Source organism: Streptomyces sp. NPDC005775 (genome assembly GCF_042871565.1).
GTDB lineage: Bacteria > Actinomycetota > Actinomycetes > Streptomycetales > Streptomycetaceae > Streptomyces.
Genome location: NZ_JBIAIU010000011.1, coordinates 179,639 through 194,134 on the forward strand (window position 1 = coordinate 179,639; position 14,496 = coordinate 194,134).

The window sequence follows — 14,496 nt, forward strand, 5'->3', positions numbered from 1 at the left end:
GCAAGGCAAGGCGTACCTACGTGGTTACACACGGTGGTAAGTACGGCCTGCCTTGCTGGCGGGGGCCATTTTTCGTGCGTATTTTCGATGATGACGAGCGGGGGCGGGGCGATCGGAATCCGATGCCGGAGAAGGGGAGAGCTGTGTCCATCATCGAGACCGAAGCCGTACTGCACGAGGCGCACCGGGACAACCACACCCACCGTGACGTGAACGGCGGATGGCTGCGTCCGGCGGTGTTCGGTGCCATGGACGGGCTCGTCTCGAACCTCGCGCTGATGACCGGTGTCGCGGGCGGCGACGTCTCGCACCGCACCATCGTGATCACCGGTCTGGCCGGTCTGGCCGCGGGGGCCTTCTCCATGGCGGCCGGCGAATACACCTCCGTCGCCTCGCAGCGCGAGCTCGTCGAGGCCGAGCTCGACATCGAGCGGCGGGAGCTGCGCAAGCACCCCAAGGACGAGGAGCGGGAGCTCGCCGAGCTCTACGAGTCCCGCGGGGTCGAGGCGGGGCTGGCCCGCGAGGTCGCCCGGCAGCTGTCGCGCGACCCGGAGCAGGCCCTGGAGATCCACGCCCGCGAGGAGCTGGGCATCGACCCGGGCGACCTGCCGTCACCCCTCGTCGCCGCCGTGTCCTCGTTCGGCGCCTTCGCGCTGGGTGCGCTGCTGCCCGTGCTGCCCTTCCTGCTCGGTGCGGACGCGATGTGGCCCGCGGTACTGCTCGCCCTGGCCGGACTCTTCGGCTGCGGCGCGGTCGTGGCCAGGGTCACGGCCCGCAGCTGGTGGTTCAGCGGGCTGCGGCAGCTGGTCCTCGGCGGTGCGGCGGCCGCGATCACGTACGGGCTGGGCGCGCTGTTCGGCGTCGCCGTCGGAGGCTGAGCCCGAGGACCGGCACCCATCACGGCCACGCACACCCCCGGTGTGCGTGGCCGTGACGTGTCCGCCACCCGTGTGACGTACGTCCTGACCACCGCCACTGGGCGGATCGGCCGTACGCGACGTAAAATGAGACTCTATGCAGGGCTACACATAAGTAGTCATTACCCGGCGGTTTCGTTTCCGTTGCCGCTGGGCATGAGCCGTAGACACCGCAGGCAACGACGCCTGCTCTCTGCGGTCTCCCGGGCGCCGATCCTCCGACTGCGACCCCCTCCACCGCCACGGCGGTGTCCGTATGTTGGAACGAGCTATCCGCTTTTTGAGAAGCGTCCCATCATGTAATCTGCACGAAATTTCGCAGAGGGCCAACGTCGTCCCTCGGCACGCATATGCCACGACGACGACGGGAGAGCCGATGCGCACCGACGCCTGGTCGCCCATGGACGGTCGCCCCGCCCAGCAGGGGATGTACGACCCCCGCAACGAGCACGACGCCTGCGGTGTCGGGTTCGTAGCCACTCTGACCGGTGTGGCCGGCCACGAGCTGGTCGAGCAGGCGCTGACCGTACTGCGCAACCTCGAACACCGCGGCGCCACCGGATCCGAGCCCGACTCCGGTGACGGTGCCGGAATCCTGCTCCAGGTCCCGGACGCCTTCCTGCGCGAAGAGGTCACCTTCGAGCTCCCCGAGGCCGGCGCCTACGCCGTCGGCATCGCCTTCCTGCCCGCGGACGACTCCACCGAGGCCGTCCGCGACCTCGAGAAGATCGCCGCCGAAGAAGGCCTCAAGGTCCTCGGCTGGCGCGAGGTCCCGGTCACCCCCGGCATCCTCGGCAACGGCGCCCGCGCCACCATGCCCGAGTTCCGCCAGCTCTTCGTCGCGGACGGCGAGAGCACCGGCATCGTCCTGGACCGCAAGGCCTTCGTGCTGCGCAAGCGCGCCGAGCGTGAGACCGGGGTCTACTTCCCGTCGCTCTCCGCCCGCACGATCGTCTACAAGGGGATGCTCACCACCGGACAGCTGGAGCCGTTCTTCCCGGACCTCTCCGACCGCCGCTTCGCCACCACGGTCGCGCTCGTCCACTCCCGCTTCTCCACCAACACCTTCCCGAGCTGGCCGCTCGCACACCCGTACCGCTTCGTCGCGCACAACGGCGAGATCAACACGGTCAAGGGCAACCGCAACTGGATGAAGGCCCGCGAGTCCCAGCTCGCCTCCAGCCTCTTCGGCGAGGCGCAGCTCGACCGGATCTTCCCCGTCTGCACCCCCGACGCCTCCGACTCGGCCTCGTTCGACGAGGTCCTGGAGCTGCTCCACCTCGGCGGCCGCTCGCTGCCGCACTCGGTGCTGATGATGGTCCCCGAGGCGTGGGAGAACCACGCGTCCATGGACCCGGCACGGCGTGCCTTCTACCAGTACCACTCCACGATGATGGAGCCCTGGGACGGCCCGGCCTGCGTCACCTTCACCGACGGCACCCAGGTCGGCGCGGTCCTCGACCGCAACGGTCTGCGCCCCGGCCGCTACTGGGTCACCGACGACGGCCTCGTCGTCCTCTCCTCCGAGGTCGGCGTCCTGGACATCGACCCCGCGAAGGTCGTCCGCAAGGGCCGCCTCCAGCCCGGCAAGATGTTCCTCGTCGACACCGCCGAGCACCGCATCATCGAGGACGACGAGATCAAGGCGTCCCTCGCCGCCGAGAACCCTTACGAGGAGTGGCTGGAAACCGGCGAGATCGAGCTCGAGGACCTCCCCGAGCGCGAGCACATCGTCCACACCCACGCCTCCGTCACCCGCCGCCAGCAGACCTTCGGCTACACCGAGGAAGAGCTCCGCGTCCTCCTCGCCCCGATGGCCCGCACCGCCGGCGAACCACTGGGCTCCATGGGCACGGACTCGCCGATCGCCGCGCTCTCCGAGCGCCCCCGGCTGCTCTTCGACTACTTCACCCAGCTGTTCGCGCAGGTCACCAACCCGCCGCTGGACGCCATCCGCGAGGAGCTCGTCACCTCGCTGCGCTCCACGCTGGGCCCCCAGGGGAACATCCTGGAGCCGACCGCCGCCGCGTGCCGCGCGGTCACCCTGCCCTTCCCGGTGATCGACAACGACGAGCTGGCCAAGCTCATACACATCAACGCCGACGGCGACATGCCGGGCATGAAGGCGGCGACGCTTTCCGGCCTCTACCGGGTCGGCGGTGGCGGCGAGGCCCTCGCCGCGCGGATCGAGCAGATCACCACCGAGGTCGACGCCGCCATAGAGGACGGCGCCCGCCTGATCGTCCTGTCCGACCGGCACTCCGACGCCGAGCACGCGCCGATCCCGTCGCTGCTGCTCACCTCGGCCGTCCACCACCACCTCATCCGCACCAAGCAGCGCACCCAGGTGGGCCTGCTGGTCGAGGCCGGTGACGTCCGCGAGGTCCACCACGTCGCCCTGCTGATCGGCTACGGCGCCGCCGCGGTCAACCCGTACCTGGCCATGGAGTCCGTCGAGGACCTCGTCCGGGCCGGCACCTTCATCGAGGGCATCGACGCCGAACAGGCCATTCGCAACCTCATCTACGCGCTGGGCAAGGGCGTCCTGAAGGTGATGTCCAAGATGGGCATCTCCACCGTCGCCTCCTACCGCGGCGCCCAGGTCTTCGAGGCCGTCGGCCTCGACGAGGCCTTCGTCGAGCAGTACTTCAACGGCACCGCCACCAAGATCGGCGGCGCCGGACTCGACGTCGTCGCCAAGGAGGTCGCCGCCCGGCACGCCAAGGGCTACCCCGCCACCGGCATCTCCGCCTCGCACCGCGCGCTGGAGATCGGCGGCGAGTACCAGTGGCGCCGCGAGGGCGAGCCGCACCTGTTCGACCCGGAGACGGTCTTCCGCCTCCAGCACGCCGCGCGCAACCGCCGCTACGACATCTTCAAGAAGTACACGGACCGGGTGAACGAGCAGTCCGAGCGCCTGATGACGCTGCGCGGACTCTTCGGCTTCGCCTCGGACCGCGAGGCCATCGACATCGACGAGGTCGAGTCCGTGGCCGACATCGTCAAGCGCTTCTCCACCGGCGCCATGTCGTACGGCTCCATCTCCCGCGAGGCGCACGAGACCCTCGCCATCGCCATGAACCAGCTGGGCGGCAAGTCCAACACCGGTGAGGGCGGCGAGGACGCCGACCGGCTCTACGACCCGGCCCGCCGCTCGTCCATCAAGCAGGTCGCCTCCGGCCGCTTCGGTGTCACCAGCGAGTACCTGGTCAACGCGGACGACATCCAGATCAAGATGGCGCAGGGCGCCAAGCCCGGCGAGGGCGGCCAGCTGCCCGGCCACAAGGTCTACCCGTGGGTCGCCAAGACCCGGCACTCCACCCCGGGTGTCGGCCTGATCTCCCCGCCGCCGCACCACGACATCTACTCCATCGAGGACCTGGCTCAGCTGATCCACGACCTCAAGAACGCCAACCCGGCGGCCCGCATCCACGTGAAGCTGGTCTCCGAGGTCGGCGTCGGCACGGTCGCCGCCGGTGTCTCCAAGGCGCACGCGGACGTCGTCCTCATCTCCGGCCACGACGGCGGAACGGGCGCCTCCCCGCTCACCTCCCTGAAGCACGCGGGCGGACCCTGGGAGCTCGGCCTCGCCGAGACCCAGCAGACCCTGCTGCTCAACGGCCTGCGCGACCGCATCGTCGTGCAGACCGACGGCCAGCTCAAGACCGGCCGCGACGTCGTCATCGCCGCACTGCTGGGCGCCGAGGAGTTCGGTTTCGCGACCGCTCCGCTCGTCGTCTCCGGCTGCGTCATGATGCGCGTCTGCCACCTCGACACCTGCCCGGTCGGCATCGCCACCCAGAACCCGGTCCTGCGCGACCGCTTCTCCGGCAAGGCCGAGTACATCGTCAACTTCTTCGAGTTCATCGCCCAGGAAGTCCGCGAAATCCTCGCAGAGCTCGGCTTCCGTACGATCGAAGAGGCCGTCGGCCACGCCGAGCTCCTGGACACCGACCGTGCGATCACGCACTGGAAGGCCCAGGGCCTCGACCTCGCCCCGCTGTTCTACGTCCCCGAGCTGGCCGAAGGCGCCGTCCGTCACCAGATCGCCGAACAGGACCACGGGCTCACCAAGGCCCTCGACAACGAGCTGATCAAGCTCGCCGCCGACGCCCTGAACGCCGACAGCGCCGAGTCCGCCCTGCCCGTCCGCGCCCAGGTCGCGATCCGCAACATCAACCGCACCGTCGGCACGATGCTCGGTCACGAGGTCACGAAGAAGTTCGGCGGTGCGGGCCTGCCCCAGGACACCATCGACATCACCTTCACCGGCTCCGCGGGCCAGTCCTTCGGCGCCTTCCTCCCCAGCGGTGTGACGCTGCGCCTGGAGGGCGACGCCAACGACTACGTCGGCAAGGGCCTCTCCGGCGGCCGCGTCGTCGTCCGCCCGGACCGCGGCGCCGACCACCTCGCCGAGTACTCCACCATCGCGGGCAACACCATCGCCTACGGTGCCACCGGCGGCGAACTGTTCCTGCGCGGCCGCACCGGTGAGCGGTTCTGCGTCCGCAACTCCGGCGCCACGGTCGTCTCCGAAGGCGTGGGCGACCACGGCTGCGAGTACATGACCGGCGGACACGCCGTCGTCCTCGGCGAGACCGGACGCAACTTCGCGGCCGGCATGTCGGGCGGTGTCGCCTACGTCATCGACCTGGACCGCGACCACGTCAACGTCGGCAACCTCGGCGCGATCGAGGAGCCTTCCGACGCGGACAAGCAGTGGCTGCACGACGTCGTGCGCCGCCACCAGGAGGAGACCGGATCCACGGTCGCCGAGAAGCTGCTGGCCGACTGGACCACCGCGGCGGCTCGCTTCAGCAAGATCATCCCGTCCACCTACAAGGCAGTGCTCGCCGCCAAGGACGCCGCTGAGCTCGCCGGTCTCTCCGAGCAGGAGACCACCGAGAAGATGATGGAGGCGGCGACCAATGGCTGACCCCAAGGGCTTCCTGACCACCGGCCGCGAGGTCGCCGAGACCCGCCCCGTCGGCGAGCGCGTCAAGGACTGGAACGAGGTCTACGTTCCGGGCTCGCTGCTCCCGATCATCAGCAAGCAGGCCGGCCGCTGCATGGACTGCGGCATCCCGTTCTGCCACAACGGCTGCCCGCTCGGAAACCTCATCCCCGAGTGGAACGACTACGCCTACCGCGAGGACTGGACCGCCGCGTCCGAGCGGCTGCACGCCACGAACAACTTCCCGGAGTTCACCGGGCGGCTCTGCCCGGCCCCGTGCGAGTCGGCGTGCGTCCTCGGCATCAACCAGCCGGCCGTCACGATCAAGAACGTCGAAGTCTCGATCATCGACCAGGCGTGGGACCGCGGCGACGTCACCCCGCAGCCGCCCGAGCGCCTCTCCGGCAAGACCGTGGCCGTCATCGGCTCCGGCCCGGCCGGACTGGCCGCCGCCCAGCAGCTGACCCGGGCCGGCCACACCGTCGCCGTCTACGAGCGCGCGGACCGCATCGGGGGACTCCTGCGGTACGGCATCCCCGAGTTCAAGATGGAGAAGGCGCACATCAACCGCCGCATCGAGCAGATGCGCGCGGAGGGCACCAAGTTCCGCACCGAGGTCGAGGTCGGCAAGGACGTCGACGCCGCGAAGCTGCGGCGCCGCTACGACGCCGTCGTCATCGCGGCGGGTGCCACCGTCTCCCGCGATCTGCCCGTCCCGGGCCGTGAGCTGAACGGCGTGCACTTCGCGATGGAGTACCTGCCGCTGGCCAACAAGGTGCAGGAGGGCGACCTGACGGTCTCCCCGATCACCGCCGAGGGCAAGCACGTCGTCGTCATCGGCGGCGGCGACACCGGCGCCGACTGCGTCGGCACCGCCCACCGGCAGGGCGCCGCCTCCGTCACCCAGCTGGAGATCATGCCGCAGCCGGGCGAGGACCGGAACGCCAACCAGCCCTGGCCGACCTTCCCCATGCTCTACAAGGTCACCTCCGCGCACGAGGAGGGCGGCGAGCGGGTCTACTCCGTCTCCACCACCCACTTCGAGGGCGACGAGGACGGCAACGTCCAGACCCTCCACCTCGCAGAGGTGGAGTTCAAGGACGGTAAGCTGGAGCAGAAGCCCGGCACCGAGCGGCAGATCCCCGCACAGCTGGTCACCCTCGCGATGGGCTTCACCGGCACGGACCAGGCCAACGGGCTGGTCCAGCAGTTCGGTCTCGAGCTCGACGCGCGGGGCAACGTCGCCCGCGACGACGACTACGCGACCAACGTCGACGGCGTGTTCGTCGCCGGAGACGCCGGCCGCGGCCAGTCCCTCATCGTGTGGGCCATCGCCGAGGGCCGCTCCGCGGCACGCGGCGTGGACCGCTTCCTGACCGGAGCCAGCGCACTGCCGGCCCCGATCCGCCCGACGGACCGTTCCCTGACGGTCTGACACGGCACACCAGACGTCCCGTACAACGGCGTACGGAACTGAACGCGGCGCCTGCCCGTCCCCGACCGGACGATTCGGCAGGCGCCGTGGCGCATCCCGGGGCAGGTCGCCGGACGCGGCGCCTCAGGTGACCAGAGCCAGCGCACAGGTGGCGGCGGACACCGCCGTCACCGACAGCACCAGACCGGTCAGGACGAAGCGCCCCACGGCGATGCGCGTCCCCTGCCAACGGCACCGCTCGAACCAGAGCAGCGTCGCCAGCGAACCCCACGGCGTGACGACGGACCCCGCGTTGACCCCGATCAGCAGGGCCAGCAGCTGGTTGTGGTTGTCCGCGGGGATCACCGCCTCGCCCGCCACGTACGCCGGCAGGTTGTTCAGCACGTTGGCCAGCCCCGCACCCACCCCGGCCGACCGCAGCATGCCCGCGAACCCGTTGTCCGAGCCGAGCGCCCGCACCAGCAGCTCGTGCAGTCCGTGCGCGTTGACCGTCTCCACGACCAGGAACATCCCCGGCACCAGCACCAGCAGCCGCCACGGGACCAGCGAGACCCGCAGCTCCTCGCGGCGCCGCACCGCGTAGGCCGCCACCACGACCACCATCGCGACCAGCGAGGCCGACCACAGCGGGACGTCCACCAGCAGGATCGCCAGCAGGAAACCGCCGCACGCCACCGCACAGATCCGCAGCAGCACCGGATCACCGGCCACCGGCACCGCCGGCGGGGTGTAGCGGTCCGCGCCGCGCCGGCCGCGGCGCCAGTAGAACACCCACAGGCACAGGGCCGTCATCCCGATCGCGGCCAGCTGGGGCAGCCACATCACGGCGGCCAGACCGGCCGGGGACAGCGCCACCCGGTCCGCCGCCAGCAGATTGGTCAGGTTCGACACCGGCAGCAGCAGACTCGCCGTGTTGGCCAGCCACACCGTCGTCATCGCCAACGGCAGGGCCGCGATGCCCACCCGGGTTCCTAGCGCCAGCATCACCGGCGTCAGCAGGACCGCCGTGGTGTCCAGGTTCAGAGTGATGGTGGTCAGCGACGCGAACACCACGCAGAGCCCGAAGAGCAGCGGATAGCGACCCCTGCCCGCCCGCGCCACCCAGGCCGCCACCACATCGAAGACCTGCGCCCGGCCCGACAGCTCCGCCAGCACGATCACCGTGGCCAGGAACGCCAGCAGGGGCCCGATGCGCCGCATCTGGTCGGCGGCGGGCCCCGAGGGCAGCAGCCCGGTCGCCGCGGCGATCAGCCCCAGGACGAGCAGCCCGCCCGCCAGCCAGTCCAGTGGGTGCAGCCGCCGCACGAGGGTGACCGCACCGGAACGCGCGGCTCCCGGCGCGGAGTGATCATTCCGCATGCGGTCATCGTGTCAGACCGGACACCCGATGAGAGGCTGCCGGACGGCTCCTCAGCCCGTCAGCGCCGAGCTCTTGAGGACCACCAGCAGCACCAGCACGGCGAACAGCACCACACACCCGGCCGCCTGGACCGGCGTACGCCGCTGCGCCGGGGCGTACGCGTAGACGACCGTGACGACCCCGCCGGTCAGCAGCCCGCCCAGATGCCCCTCCCACGAGGTGAAGGCCGCCGAGATCACCATCCAGACCAGGAACCCGGCCAGGAACCGGTTGACCGCCCGCATGTCCCGGCCCAGCCGCCGGTTGATGACGTAGAACGACGCGGCGAGACCGAAGACCGCTCCCGAGGCGCCCATCACCAGGTCGAGCGGCGCGACCAGGTAGACCAGCACCGAACCGCCCAGTGCGGACAGCAGATACAGCGCGAGATACCGGACCCGCCCCAGCTGCTGCTCGACGACCCGGCCCAGATTCCACAGCGCGTACATGTTGAAGGCGATGTGCAGCACGCCGAACGGCAGCGAACCGAACGCGGACTCGCCCGGCGGCAGGTGCAGGAAGGCCCCGGTCAGCAGCCGGTACCACTCACCGTCCACCACGCCGATCACGTCGAAGCCGGGGAAGCTCCCGTCCACGTAGACGTACTGGCTGCCGTCCGGGCCGGTCAGCCCGGCGCCCGTCATCGCGAACCGGTCGACGATCCCCGGCCGGACCAGCTCGGCCAGGTACGCCAGGATGTTCAGGCCCATCAGCACATAGGTGACCAGCGGCACCGCGCTCCGGGACACCGCACCGCCGAACACGGTCCGCGCCTGCCGCACCGAGCGCTGCCCCTCCTTCACGCACTCCACGCAGTGATGGCCGACGGCCGCCTCGCGCATGCAGTCCGGGCAGATGAACCGCTCGCAACGGGTGCAGCTCACGTACGTCTCGTACGAGGGATGGCGATAGCACGTGGTGACGGCGGCCTCCATGGCCGGCTCCTTCATCGGTGTACGGACCAGAGGCCGGTGGGGGCGGCGGCGATCAAGATAGCGAACCCGGGGGAGCGGTCTAGGCTCGGGGCTCCCCACCCCCGACGATCGGAGCCCGCTGATGACCGCCGAGGCATACCGGATCCTGCGCGCGGCAGGCCGCACACCGGTGGCGTGGAAGAACGGCGGGGGCACCACACGCGAGATCGCCGCGTCCCCCGCCGCCACGACCGGCGCCTTCGACTGGCGGGTCAGTCTGGCGGACGTGGCCGCGGACGGGCCGTTCTCCGTGTTCCCGGGCGTCGACCGCACCCTGACCGTGGTGGAGGGGGCCGGGATGGACCTGATGGTGGGCGGGGAGCACCACATCGTCGACGAGCCGTACTGGCCGCACGACTTCCCGGGCGACGTGGAGACCGACGGGCGGCTGCTGGGGGGCCCGGTCGTGAACCTCAACGTGATGTACCGCAGGGACCGCACACGGGCCGAGACGGCGGTGGTGTGCGGCACCCTCCGGCTGATGGCTCCGGAGGGCGGGGCGGTGATCGCCGTGGCGCTGGAGGACGGTGCCGTCATCGACGGCACGGACACCGGACTCGGCCGCTACGACGCGGTGTTGCTGCGGAGCAGGGCGTCATGCGTGCTGCGGACGCAGGGGTACGCGGCACTGATCACCCTGTCGGGCTACGAGCCGGGTATCCAGTAGCGGTGTACCTGCGAGACCTTCGGGCGCTCACCCGTGGCGGGCAGCCCCTGCTTCTCGGCGACGGGCATCATCACCGCGCCGAACTTGTCCATGGCCTCCTCGGACTCCCAGAGGTCGTACACCTCGATGCCCGCGTCGGTGGGGACGCAGACGTGCGCGAGGCACCCGGCGAACGTGTCCCCGGGCATGGACTGCAGTTCCCCGTTGAGCTTCTCGTACTGGTCCGTCGTCATACCCGGCAGCGACGCCTTCATGAAGATCGCCATCTGAACTCACCTCGGAGCGGGAGCGGCCCTCCCCGCCGCCCGGACGGCGGCCTCCACCCCTTCCAGCACAGCACGCCGGGGCCCGCACGGCATCCGTCCGGGTGGTCCGGGACCGCGCTCGGTGAATCCGGACAGAGGATGTCGGGATTCCCGGGTTCGATGGAGCCATGACCACATCCTCCTGGGCAGACTTCCGGTCGGCGGAGCCCGACTTCGCCGACACCGTGCGCAAGCGCTTCGAGCAGTACAAGCACCATGTCCTGGCGACCCTCCGCAAGGACGGCTCGCCCCGGGTGACCGGCCTCGAAGTGGAATTCCGGCTGGACGAGCCGCTCCTCGGCATGATGCCGAACTCGCGCAAGGCGCTGGACCTGTTCCGCGACCCCCGCTTCGCGGTGCAGGCGAACCCCGGCCCCGACGCCGAGATGGCCGACGGGGACGTACGGATCTCGGGACGCGCGGTGGAGGTGACCGACCCCGGGTTCCTGGCCCGCTTCATCGGCGAGGTGAAGCCGCCGGAACCCTTCCACCTCTTCCGGGTGGAGCTCACCGAGGTGGTGCGCATCGGTCTGGAGGGCGGCGACACCCTGGTCATCCAGACCTGGCGCCCCGGCCGGCCGCTGCACACGATCCGCAGGGGCAACGACGACGGCTCGACGGTCACGGCCCCCTGACCGGCCCCGCCCGGGGCCCCGGGCCACGGGGCCCGTCCACGGGCCCTCCCGCCGGGCGGAGAATGGGCGGGTGCCTACCAAGAAGAAGTCCCCGGTGACCCCCTCGCCCGAGCGCCGTGGCGAACTGCTCGCCACGGCCGCCGAGGTGTTCGCCGCCCAGGGATACAACGCCACGACCGTCCGCAGGATCGCGGACGCGGCCGGCATGCTCGCGGGCAGCCTGTACTACCACTTCGATTCCAAGGAATCGATGCTCGACGAGATCCTCTCCACCTTCCTGAACGAGCTCTGGGAGGGGTACGACGCCGTTCTGGACGCCGGTCTCGGCCCCCGGGAGACCATCGAGGCGCTCGTCACCGAGTCCTTCCGCGAGATCGACCGGCACCGCGCCGCCGTCGCCATCTACCAGAAGGAGGCCCGGCACCTGGCCGCCCAGCCCCGGTTCCAGTACCTCGTCGACTCGCAGGAGAAGTTCGAGAAGGCCTGGCTCGGCACCCTGGAGCGCGGCGTCGCCGACCGGACCTTCCGGGACGACCTCGACATCCGCCTCACCTACCGCTTCGTCCGCGACACCGTCTGGGTCGCCGCGTCCTGGTACCGGCCGGGCGGGCAGCACAGCCCCGAGGAGATCGCCCGCCAGTACCTCTCGATGGTCCTGGACGGCATCGCCCTGCGTCGCTGAACGGGGAGGACGCGGTTCGAGCCGCTTCGAAACTGCTTCGAATCGGCTCCGGCCCGTACGCCCCATGGGTTCTCCCGGAAACTTGCCGGCCGGCGGCGCGGCGTGTCCCACCGCTGGTCGGCAGATCGTGCTACGGTGATCCGGTTGCAGTTTTGGTACCCATGAACTTTATGTGCGCCTGACGGAATGCTTCGTCAGGCGCTTTATTGTTTTCCGGCTTTCTCCGGGTGGGGCTCAATGCGGCGACTTGGAATTCGTAAAGTGCGGATTTCCGGCACTGCACCTGTTTTAGGAGAACGACATGGCTACTGGAACCGTGAAGTGGTTCAACTCGGAAAAGGGCTTCGGCTTCATTGAGCAGGACGGCGGCGGCGCCGACGTCTTCGCCCACTACTCCAACATCGCCACCCAGGGCTTCCGTGAGCTCCAGGAGGGCCAGAAGGTCTCCTTCGACGTCACGCAGGGCCAGAAGGGCCCGCAGGCGGAGAACATCGTCCCGGCCTAATTGCCGGACGCGTACCTCGCAGCCGGGGCCCGCACCGTGAAGGTGCGGGTCCCGGCTTGTGCTGTCCCTGGGAAGTAGCGCAAAGACGGGCGCCGAACGGCGCCCCGCAACGGGTGCGACGAAGCACCCCGGAGGTCCCGGGTGATCCGCGCGCGGCGGACAGCGGTATGCCCGCACGTCCACGCAGCCCCCGGAACTCTCCCGCAGTCCCCAGCAGTCCACGTAGTTCCCAGGAATCCCCCAGGAGGGCAATTCCGTATGACCCGCTCCGAACGTCAGGACCGTCCCGCCCGCAATCGCCCGTCGAGGGGGCGTGGCACGGCCCAGGCAAAGGCAACCGCACAGGGTTCCGGCAAGGGATCCGGCAAGGCGTCACCCCGTCGCAGGGCCACGCCGCCGCAGGGTGAGTTCGCCCTGCCCGAAACCATGACCCCCGCACTGCCCGCCGTCGAGGCGTTCGCCGAGCTGGACATGCCCGCCGCCCTGCTGAAGACCCTTGCCGCGCAGGGCGTCACCGACCCGTTCCCGATCCAGGGCGCCACCCTGCCGAACTCGCTCGCCGGCCGGGACATTCTCGGCCGCGGCCGCACCGGCTCCGGCAAGACCCTCGCCTTCGGCCTCGCGCTGCTGGCCCGCACCGCCGGGCGCCGCTCCGAGCCGAAGGCGCCGCTGGCGCTCGTCCTCGTCCCGACCCGCGAGCTCGCCCAGCAGGTCACCGACGCGCTGACGCCGTACGCCACCTCCGTGAACCTGCGGATGGCGACCGTCGTCGGCGGCATGTCGATCAGCAAGCAGTCCGGCACCCTGCGCCGAGGCGCCGAAGTGGTCGTCGCCACGCCCGGCCGCCTCAAGGACCTCATCGAACGCGGCGACTGCCGCCTGGACCAGGTCTCCATCACGGTCCTCGACGAGGCCGACCAGATGGCCGACATGGGCTTCATGCCGCAGGTCGTCGCCCTGCTCAAGCAGGTCGAGGACGACGGCCAGCGGATGCTCTTCTCCGCGACCCTGGACAAGAACATCGACCGGCTGGTCAAGATGTTCCTGACCGACCCCGTCGTGCACTCCGTCGACCCGTCCGCCGGTGCCGTCACCACCATGGAGCACCACGTGCTCCATGTCCTCGACGAGACCGACAAGAAGGTCGTCGCCATGAAGATCGCCGCCCGCGAGGGCCGCGTGATCATGTTCGTCGACACCAAGCGCGCCGCCGACCGCTTCGCCAAGCGGCTGCTCGCCAGCGGTGTACGGGCTGCCGCCCTGCACGGTGGACGCTCGCAGCCGCAGCGCAACCGGACCCTGGACCAGTTCAAGACCGGCGAGGTCACCGCGCTCGTCGCGACGAACGTGGCGGCCCGTGGCATCCACATCGACGACCTCGACCTGGTCGTCAACGTGGACCCGCCCACCGACCACAAGGACTACCTCCACCGGGGCGGCCGCACGGCGCGCGCCGGCGAGTCCGGCAGCGTCGTCACGCTGGTGCTGCCCGAGGAGAAGCGGGAGATGACCCGGCTGATGCAGGACGCGGGCATCGCGCCCCACACCACCCGCATCAAGTCCACCGACGACGAGCTCTCCCGGATCACCGGGGCGCGCGAACCGTCCGGTGTCGCGATCGTGATCGAGGTCCCGCAGCCGACCCCGCCGAAGCAGCGCACTCGGTCCGGCGCGGGTACGGGTGCGGGCACCGGCACCGGCGGCGGATTCCGCTCGGGCAGCCGCGGCCGTGGCCGACGCGGTGGCGCGGGTGCCGCCGGCGGCAGCGGTGCACAGGGCGCGGGCGGCGCGTCCCGGGGCTCGGGCGCCGGTGGCGCCACGCGCGGCTCCGGCACGGGTGGCGCTTCGCGTGCCTCCGGTGCGGGCGGCGCGGGTCGCTCCGGCGGCTCCGGCCGCGGTGGCGCGCCCGCACGTGGCCGTCGCGCGGCCTAGGGCCTCTCGTTCGGACAGCCCGTCCGGCGTGCGAGGACGGAGCGGCAACCGGGTCCGCCCGGAGCACCGCTTCCGTCCTCGGACGCCGGGC

11 protein-coding genes are annotated in these 14,496 nt (G+C 70.5%); 8 read left to right on the plus strand and 3 right to left on the minus strand.

The window, feature by feature from the left end; genetic code table 11:
• Nucleotides 1-143: 143 nt before the first annotated feature.
• The 3 genes from ACFYPA_RS25165 to ACFYPA_RS25175 all read left to right on the plus strand — a co-directional run bounded on the left by ACFYPA_RS25165 (nt 144) and on the right by ACFYPA_RS25175 (nt 7,306).
• The gene (locus tag ACFYPA_RS25165) at nt 144-878 is read left to right on the plus strand and encodes a VIT1/CCC1 transporter family protein (protein WP_359314697.1); all 735 of its coding nucleotides are present in this window, start codon (nt 144-146) and stop codon (nt 876-878) included.
• A 415-nt stretch (nt 879-1,293) separates the two neighbouring features.
• A complete protein-coding gene (gene gltB / locus ACFYPA_RS25170) occupies nt 1,294-5,853 on the plus strand; it encodes a glutamate synthase large subunit (protein ID WP_389134283.1) in 4,560 nt (1,519 codons plus the stop codon).
• Nucleotides 5,846-7,306 (plus strand): glutamate synthase subunit beta, encoded by a 1,461-nt coding sequence (locus tag ACFYPA_RS25175; RefSeq protein WP_359314705.1) that lies wholly within the window; start codon nt 5,846-5,848, stop codon nt 7,304-7,306. The genes gltB and ACFYPA_RS25175 overlap by 8 nt, the downstream gene beginning before the upstream one ends.
• Nucleotides 7,307-7,429: 123 nt before the next feature.
• Here the strand turns inward: ACFYPA_RS25175 and ACFYPA_RS25180 are convergent, their stop codons facing one another.
• Nucleotides 7,430-8,665 (minus strand): SLC13 family permease, encoded by a 1,236-nt coding sequence (locus ACFYPA_RS25180; RefSeq protein ID WP_359083282.1) that lies wholly within the window; start codon nt 8,663-8,665, stop codon nt 7,430-7,432.
• A 51-nt stretch (nt 8,666-8,716) separates the two neighbouring features.
• The gene (locus ACFYPA_RS25185; protein WP_359083283.1) at nt 8,717-9,640 is read right to left on the minus strand and encodes a rhomboid family intramembrane serine protease; all 924 of its coding nucleotides are present in this window, start codon (nt 9,638-9,640) and stop codon (nt 8,717-8,719) included.
• Between the two features lie 121 nt (nt 9,641-9,761).
• Between ACFYPA_RS25185 and ACFYPA_RS25190 the strand changes: the two genes are divergently transcribed.
• Complete coding sequence (locus tag ACFYPA_RS25190) at nt 9,762-10,346, plus strand: HutD family protein (protein ID WP_359314711.1); 585 nt, start codon at nt 9,762-9,764, stop codon at nt 10,344-10,346.
• On the opposite strand, the gene ACFYPA_RS25195 is transcribed toward ACFYPA_RS25190, so the two are convergent.
• Nucleotides 10,325-10,612, minus strand: a complete 288-nt coding sequence (locus ACFYPA_RS25195; protein ID WP_359083285.1) for a hypothetical protein — start codon at nt 10,610-10,612, stop codon at nt 10,325-10,327. The two genes, ACFYPA_RS25190 and ACFYPA_RS25195, sit on opposite strands and share 22 nt — an antisense overlap.
• Nucleotides 10,613-10,779: 167 nt before the next feature.
• Between ACFYPA_RS25195 and ACFYPA_RS25200 the strand changes: the two genes are divergently transcribed.
• The 4 genes from ACFYPA_RS25200 to ACFYPA_RS25215 all read left to right on the plus strand — a co-directional run bounded on the left by ACFYPA_RS25200 (nt 10,780) and on the right by ACFYPA_RS25215 (nt 14,405).
• Nucleotides 10,780-11,286, plus strand: coding sequence for a pyridoxamine 5'-phosphate oxidase family protein (locus ACFYPA_RS25200; protein WP_359083286.1), 507 nt, complete (start codon nt 10,780-10,782; stop codon nt 11,284-11,286).
• A 70-nt stretch (nt 11,287-11,356) separates the two neighbouring features.
• On the plus strand, nt 11,357-11,968 hold the full coding sequence (locus tag ACFYPA_RS25205; protein WP_359314714.1) for a TetR/AcrR family transcriptional regulator: 612 nt from the start codon (nt 11,357-11,359) through the stop codon (nt 11,966-11,968).
• A 301-nt stretch (nt 11,969-12,269) separates the two neighbouring features.
• A complete protein-coding gene (locus tag ACFYPA_RS25210; RefSeq protein WP_015607926.1) occupies nt 12,270-12,473 on the plus strand; it encodes a cold-shock protein in 204 nt (67 codons plus the stop codon).
• A 258-nt stretch (nt 12,474-12,731) separates the two neighbouring features.
• Nucleotides 12,732-14,405, plus strand: a complete 1,674-nt coding sequence (locus tag ACFYPA_RS25215; RefSeq protein WP_389134287.1) for a DEAD/DEAH box helicase — start codon at nt 12,732-12,734, stop codon at nt 14,403-14,405.
• Nucleotides 14,406-14,496: the final 91 nt, after the last annotated feature.

Excerpts from the sequence above, each read along its gene's own strand:
- ACFYPA_RS25175 (WP_359314705.1), top strand. The coding sequence starts at position 5,846 with ATGGCTGACCCCAAGGGCTTCCTGACCACCGGCCGCGAGGTCGCCGAG.
- ACFYPA_RS25200 (WP_359083286.1), top strand. The coding sequence starts at position 10,780 with ATGACCACATCCTCCTGGGCAGACTTCCGGTCGGCGGAGCCCGACTTC.
- ACFYPA_RS25195 (WP_359083285.1), bottom strand. The coding sequence starts at position 10,612 with ATGGCGATCTTCATGAAGGCGTCGCTGCCGGGTATGACGACGGACCAG.
- gltB (WP_389134283.1), top strand. The coding sequence starts at position 1,294 with ATGCGCACCGACGCCTGGTCGCCCATGGACGGTCGCCCCGCCCAGCAG.
- ACFYPA_RS25185 (WP_359083283.1), bottom strand. The coding sequence starts at position 9,640 with ATGGAGGCCGCCGTCACCACGTGCTATCGCCATCCCTCGTACGAGACG.
- ACFYPA_RS25210 (WP_015607926.1), top strand. The coding sequence starts at position 12,270 with ATGGCTACTGGAACCGTGAAGTGGTTCAACTCGGAAAAGGGCTTCGGC.
- ACFYPA_RS25190 (WP_359314711.1), top strand. The coding sequence starts at position 9,762 with ATGACCGCCGAGGCATACCGGATCCTGCGCGCGGCAGGCCGCACACCG.
- ACFYPA_RS25180 (WP_359083282.1), bottom strand. The coding sequence starts at position 8,665 with ATGCGGAATGATCACTCCGCGCCGGGAGCCGCGCGTTCCGGTGCGGTC.
- ACFYPA_RS25215 (WP_389134287.1), top strand. The coding sequence starts at position 12,732 with ATGACCCGCTCCGAACGTCAGGACCGTCCCGCCCGCAATCGCCCGTCG.